The organism is Thermus sp. (assembly GCF_039793865.1).
In the GTDB taxonomy this organism is placed as follows: domain Bacteria; phylum Deinococcota; class Deinococci; order Deinococcales; family Thermaceae; genus Thermus.
Genome location: NZ_JBAMMI010000058.1, coordinates 1 through 4,935 on the forward strand (window position 1 = coordinate 1; position 4,935 = coordinate 4,935).

The 4,935-nt window shown below is 68.2% G+C and carries 6 protein-coding genes and 2 pseudogenes; all 8 read right to left on the reverse strand.

Features of this window, described 5'->3' with window-relative positions; all coding sequences use genetic code 11:
* On the reverse strand, positions 1-917 hold a 917-nt coding region (gene ccsA, locus ABJK26_RS05500), incomplete at its 3' end, for a cytochrome c biogenesis protein CcsA (protein WP_347241266.1).
* The gene (gene ccmE, locus ABJK26_RS05505) at positions 914-1,342 is read right to left on the reverse strand and encodes a cytochrome c maturation protein CcmE (protein ID WP_347241267.1); all 429 of its coding nucleotides are present in this window, start codon (positions 1,340-1,342) and stop codon (positions 914-916) included. The genes ccsA (ABJK26_RS05500) and ccmE, both read right to left, overlap by 4 nt.
* A 91-nt stretch (positions 1,343-1,433) precedes the next feature.
* Positions 1,434-2,120: a cytochrome c biogenesis protein CcsA gene (gene ccsA / locus ABJK26_RS05510; RefSeq protein WP_347241269.1), complete on the reverse strand. Its 687-nt coding sequence runs from the start codon at positions 2,118-2,120 to the stop codon at positions 1,434-1,436.
* A gap of 52 nt (positions 2,121-2,172) precedes the next feature.
* On the reverse strand, positions 2,173-2,838 hold the full coding sequence (locus ABJK26_RS05515; RefSeq protein WP_347241270.1) for a heme exporter protein CcmB: 666 nt from the start codon (positions 2,836-2,838) through the stop codon (positions 2,173-2,175).
* On the reverse strand, positions 2,835-3,404 hold the full coding sequence (locus ABJK26_RS05520) for an ATP-binding cassette domain-containing protein (protein WP_347241271.1): 570 nt from the start codon (positions 3,402-3,404) through the stop codon (positions 2,835-2,837). Before ABJK26_RS05520 ends, ABJK26_RS05515 begins: the two co-directional genes overlap by 4 nt.
* A 40-nt stretch (positions 3,405-3,444) precedes the next feature.
* Complete coding sequence (gene ccdA / locus ABJK26_RS05525; RefSeq protein WP_347241272.1) at positions 3,445-4,113, reverse strand: cytochrome c biogenesis protein CcdA; 669 nt, start codon at positions 4,111-4,113, stop codon at positions 3,445-3,447.
* 9 nt (positions 4,114-4,122) lie between these two features.
* A pseudogene (locus ABJK26_RS05530) lies at positions 4,123-4,455 on the reverse strand (cytochrome c); the annotation flags it as partial.
* Positions 4,450-4,935: pseudogene (locus ABJK26_RS05535) on the reverse strand (molybdopterin-dependent oxidoreductase); the annotation flags it as partial. The pseudogenes ABJK26_RS05535 and ABJK26_RS05530, both read right to left, overlap by 6 nt.

The window sequence follows — 4,935 nt, forward strand, 5'->3', positions numbered from 1 at the left end:
CCCTCGGCGAAGGCGTGCACCGACTGGATGACCCCGCTACGGGTGAGGAAGGTGCCGAGCACCGTGGCGGCGAAGGCCAGGGTCACGAAGGCGAAGTTCCAGGCCTTGAAGGCCCCCCGGGTCTGCTGGACGATGGCCGTGTGCAGGAAGGCCGTGGCGAGGAGCCAGGGGACGAAGCTGGCGTTCTCCACCGGGTCCCAGGCCCAGTACCCGCCCCAGCCCAAGACCTCGTAGCTCCACCACATCCCCGCCACCTTCCCCGCGGTGAGAAAGCCCCAGGCGATGAGGGTCCACCACCTCGTCTCCTCCACCCAGGTCTGGTAGCGCCGCGTGACCATGGCCGCCACCGCGTAGGCGTAGGGCACGCTGAGGCCCACGAAGCCCAGGTACATGAGCACGGGGTGGACGGCCATCATCCAGTGGTTCTGGAGGAGGGGGTTCGGCCCCACGCCTTCCCCCGGCGGATTGGGAAGGGTGGCGAAGGGGCTCGCGATGGTGGCCATGACCCCGAAGAAGAAGACCTGGACCCCGTAGAGCACGGCGAGGACCAGGGAGGCCCGCCAAGGGTCCAGGGGCTTCTTGCTGGCGAGCAGGGTGTAGAGGGTCTGGAGGAGGCCCCAGAGGAGGATGCTGCCCTCGAGGGCCGCCCAGGGGGTCACCAGGGTCACCCAGAGGGGGTCCTTGGTGGAGTGGTTCCGGGCTACGTAGGCCAGGCTGAAGTCGTGGGCGAGGAGGGCCCACTCCAGGGCGAGGAAGGCGGCGAGGGCCGCGAGGAAGGCGGGGAAGACCAGGGCCCTCGCCCCCCTAAGGAAGCGCCCGTCCCCCTGGAGGTAAGCGAGGAGGGCGAGGGCGAGGCCGAGGAGGCTAAAGGCCAGGGCCAGGCTCACCGAGAGGTTGCCGAGAAGGGCTGGGGTCATTTGGCCTCCTCAATGAGCTTGCGCACCTCTTCCGGGGTCCAGCCCGCCTTGGGGGGCTGGTAGGTCTCCGAGTGCTTCACCAAAAGGTTGGTGCCCTGGAAGAGCCCGCCCGCAAACCGCCCCTCCACCACCACCCCCTGGCCCTCCTTGAACATGCCGGGGGGCGTGCCCCTATGGAGGACGGGCACCTCGGCCACCCCGTCCGTGAGGACGAAGCGGAGCTCCAGCCTGTCCCTGTCGTACTGGACGGTCCCGGGCTTCACGAGCCCCCCTAGGCGCACGGGGCGGTTCTGGTACTTGGCCTGGTCCTGCAGGTACTCCGAGGGGGTGAGGAAGTAGACCAGGTTCCGCCCAAGCCCCCCGAAGACCATGTAGCCCAGGGCGCCCAGGATGACCAGGAGGCCCATCACGTACTTGACCTTCACCGCACCCTCCTGTAGCGCCAAAAGAGATAGGCGAGGTAGCCGAAGACCGTGAGGTAGGTGAGGGCGTAGACCCAGGTGACGAAGACCTCCATCACGCCTCCTCCCTCCCCTCCTCCCGGGCCTCGAGGAAGCCCCGGAAGCGCACGAAGCCCAGGTACAGAAGGGTAAAGACCAGGAGGTTGAAGAGGAGGACCTGGAGCATCTCCGGGGCCATGTGGACCTTGCCCGTGGTGAGGTCAATGGACTGGGTCTGGTGCAGGCTCCGCCACCACTTCACCGACATATAGCTGATGGGCACGTTGAGGAAGCCCAAAACGCCCACGGCAGCCGCCGCCTTCTGGCGAAGCTCGGGGTCCTCTATGGCCCCCCGCAGGAGGAAGTAGCCCACGTAGACGGCGAAAAGGATGGCCGTGGTGGTGAGCCTGGGCTCCCAGGTCCAGTAGACCCCCCAGGTGGGCCTCGCCCAGAGCATCCCCGTCACCAGGGCGAGGCCCATGAAGACCAGGCCGATCTCGGCGCTGGCCCGGGCCACCCGGTCGTAGCGGGGGTCCTGGCGGAAGAGGTAGAGGAGGGAGTAAAGGAAGGTGACGGAAAAGGCCAGGTAGCCGAGCCAGGCCCCGGGCACGTGCAGGTACATGATGCGCACCAGGTAGCCCTGGTTGGCGTCGGGCGGGGCCTCGAGGGCGAGGTAGAGGCCCAAAGGCAAGAGGAGAAGCCCCAGGCCCAGGAAAACCCAGGTCAGAGCATCAGGGCGTTCCGGGTAAGCCGCCTTCAGCATCGCGTTCCTCCCTATTCAGCATAGGTCCTCCTCGGCTTAGAAGTCTGTGGCCCTACCCCTCCATGATGAGGGGGAAAAGAAGGGCGCTCGCCGTCACATAGACGGCGTCAAACACCAGGAGGAGCTGCCACCAGGAGGCCACCTCCTCCAGGGGAAGCCCCTCAAGAAGCCCCGCCGTGGCCCGCACCGAGGCCAGGACCACGGGCACCACCAGGGAGAAGAGGAGAAGGGGCAGAAGGGCCTCCCGCCCCCGAAGCCGGGCGAGGAGGCCCGCGTAGAAGGTGGCCACGCTGGCGTAGCCCAGGGTGCCCAGGGCCAGGGTGAGGAAGAGGGGAAGCCCCTTCTCCAGGGGCAGGTAGAAAAGCCCCGCCGCAAGAAGGAGGGCGAGGAGGGCCAAGGGGAGGAGCAGGAGCATCTGGAAGAGGAGCTTTCCGAAGTAGACCCACTCCTTCCCCCCAGGGGCGAGGAGGAGGTCCTCCAGGGTGCCCTCCTCCACCTCCAGGGCGAAGGCCCGGCTGGAGAGGAGGGTGGAGAGGAAGGCCAGGGCCACCCAAAGGACCCCGGGGGCCGCCCGGCGCAGAAGGGCCTCCTCGGGGCCCAAGGCCAGGGCCATGACGAAAAGCGTCACCCCCAAAAAGGCGAGCAGGGAGAGAAGCCCGGCGCGGTCCCGGACCTCGAGGCGGAGGTCCCGAAGGGCAAGAAGCCAGACCCGCCTCACGCCGCCCCCAGCCACACCGCCCGGTCGGCCACCGCCTCGGCCAAGGCCCGGTCGTGGGTGGCGAGGACCACCGCCGCCTCCTTCTGGGCCTCCCGGAGGGTCTCCAGAAGAAGGGCCCTCCCCTCCTGGTCCAGGGCGGTTTCCGGTTCGTCCAGAAGCCAGAGGTCCGGCCTGAGGAGGAGGAGGCGGGCCAGGGCCAGGCGCTTTTTCATCCCGCTGGAAAAGGCGGCGAGGGGAAGGTCCTGGGGGAGGCCAAAGCGCTCCAAGGCCCCCTTCCAGTCCCCCCCCACCCCGTGGAAGGCGAGGTCAAAGAGAAGGTGCTCCCGGGCGGTGAGGTGGCGGTGGAAGGCCGGGGGGTTGGGGAGGAAGAGGGGCCTTCCCCTTCGCTCCACCTGGCCCCGGGTAGGCTTCAGAAGCCCCGCCATCAGGCGGAGGAGGGTGGTCTTGCCGGAGCCGTTGGGCCCCAGGAGGGCCACGGCCTCTCCCCGGCGCACCTCGAGGTCCAGGCCCCGGATGACCCAGTCGCGGCCGAAACGCTTGGAGACGCCCTGCAGGCGAAGGAGCATGCCTCTCCCAGTCTAGAAGACACCCCGGGGAAAAAGGTACCTAGAGGTACCGCTGCAGCCACTCGGGGGTGATCCGCAGGAAGAAGGTGTTCAAAGCCGTGAAGGTGCCGGTGAAGAGAAGCACCCCCACGAGGATCAGGACCACGCCCGCCAGGACCTCCACGTAGTGGGAAATCCGGCCGGCGCGCCTAAGCCACCCCTTGATCCGGTCGGCGAAGAGGGCCACCAGCAGGAAGGGCACGGCGAGGCCCAGGATGTAGGCCAGGAGGAAGCCTACCCCACCCCCCACGGCGGTGAGGGTCAGGATGGCCCCCAGGATGGGGCCGATGCAGGGGGTCCAGCCCAGGGCCAGGGTGGCCCCGAGGAGGAAGGCCCCAAGGGGGCGGCCCGTCTCCCCCTCGTAGCGGAGGGAAACCCCCCACCTGGGCCTGAGGCCCAGCATGTAGAGCCCGAAGAGGACGAGGACCACCCCCCCGATGCGGGTCAGGGTCTCGCGGTGCTCAAAGAGGAGCCCCCCGAGGAGGGTGAAGGGCAGGCCCAGGAGGAAGAAGACCACCCCGAAGCCCAGGACGAAGAAGAGGGCGTTGAAGAGGGGGCGCCCCCTCTCCCCCCCCAGGTAGAAGAGGTAGGTGGGGACGAGGGGCAAGACGCACGGGGAGAGGAAGGAGAGCACCCCCGCCAAAAAGGCCGCCGTAAAGGAAAGGGTCATACCTCTATCCTAGGGCAGGGTGAGCCAGGGGAAGCGGCGCTGGGTCTCAGGGTCCAGGTGGAGGAGCTCCCGGGCGGGCATGCGGATCTTGGGCAGGGTGGCCTGGTTCACGGGGGTACTGGCGTCAATGATGCCGTTCATGTAGAGGAGGAAGGCCACCAGGTGGTAGACCTCCTCGTCCGTCAGCGTCCCCGCCTGCCCGAAGGGCATGGCCCTTCGGATGTAGTCAAAGAGGGTGGTGGGGTACTGCCAGTAGTTGCCGATGGCGTACTCCACGGGCTCGGTGTCCGGGGTGATGGGGAAGGGCTCGGAAACCAGGCGGTTGAAGGGGTACCCCCCGTTTTGCGCGTAGGCCACCAGCACGTCCTCCATGGCCTTCTCCAGGGGCAGGGAGCGGGTGTACATGGCGGCGTCCATCCCCTCGGGGATGAACCGCTTGGCCCCGGGCTTCACCCCCGCCTCCTTGAGGAGAAGGGCCAGGGGCACCCCGGTCCAGCTGGCGTTGGAGGCGAGGCCCCGGCTACGGGTGGCGGTGAGGTTGGGGTCCGGGGGGTTGCGGTAGCCGTTCTGCCCGTTCCCGGCGCGCTCAATGAAGTAGGTGCGGGTGACGGAGGGGAAGCGCTTGAGGTCCTCCAGGGTGAAGACCAAGGGGCGCTCCACCATCCCGTGGATTGCCAGGCGGCAAGCCTTGGGGTCCACCTGGGGCACCCCGGCGTGGTGGCGTTCAAAGTGGAGGCCGTTCGGGGTGATGACCCCCTCCAGCTTCTCCAGGGGGGCGAAGTTCGCCCCCGAGTGGCGGGTGCGCAGGTTGGGGGAGATGTA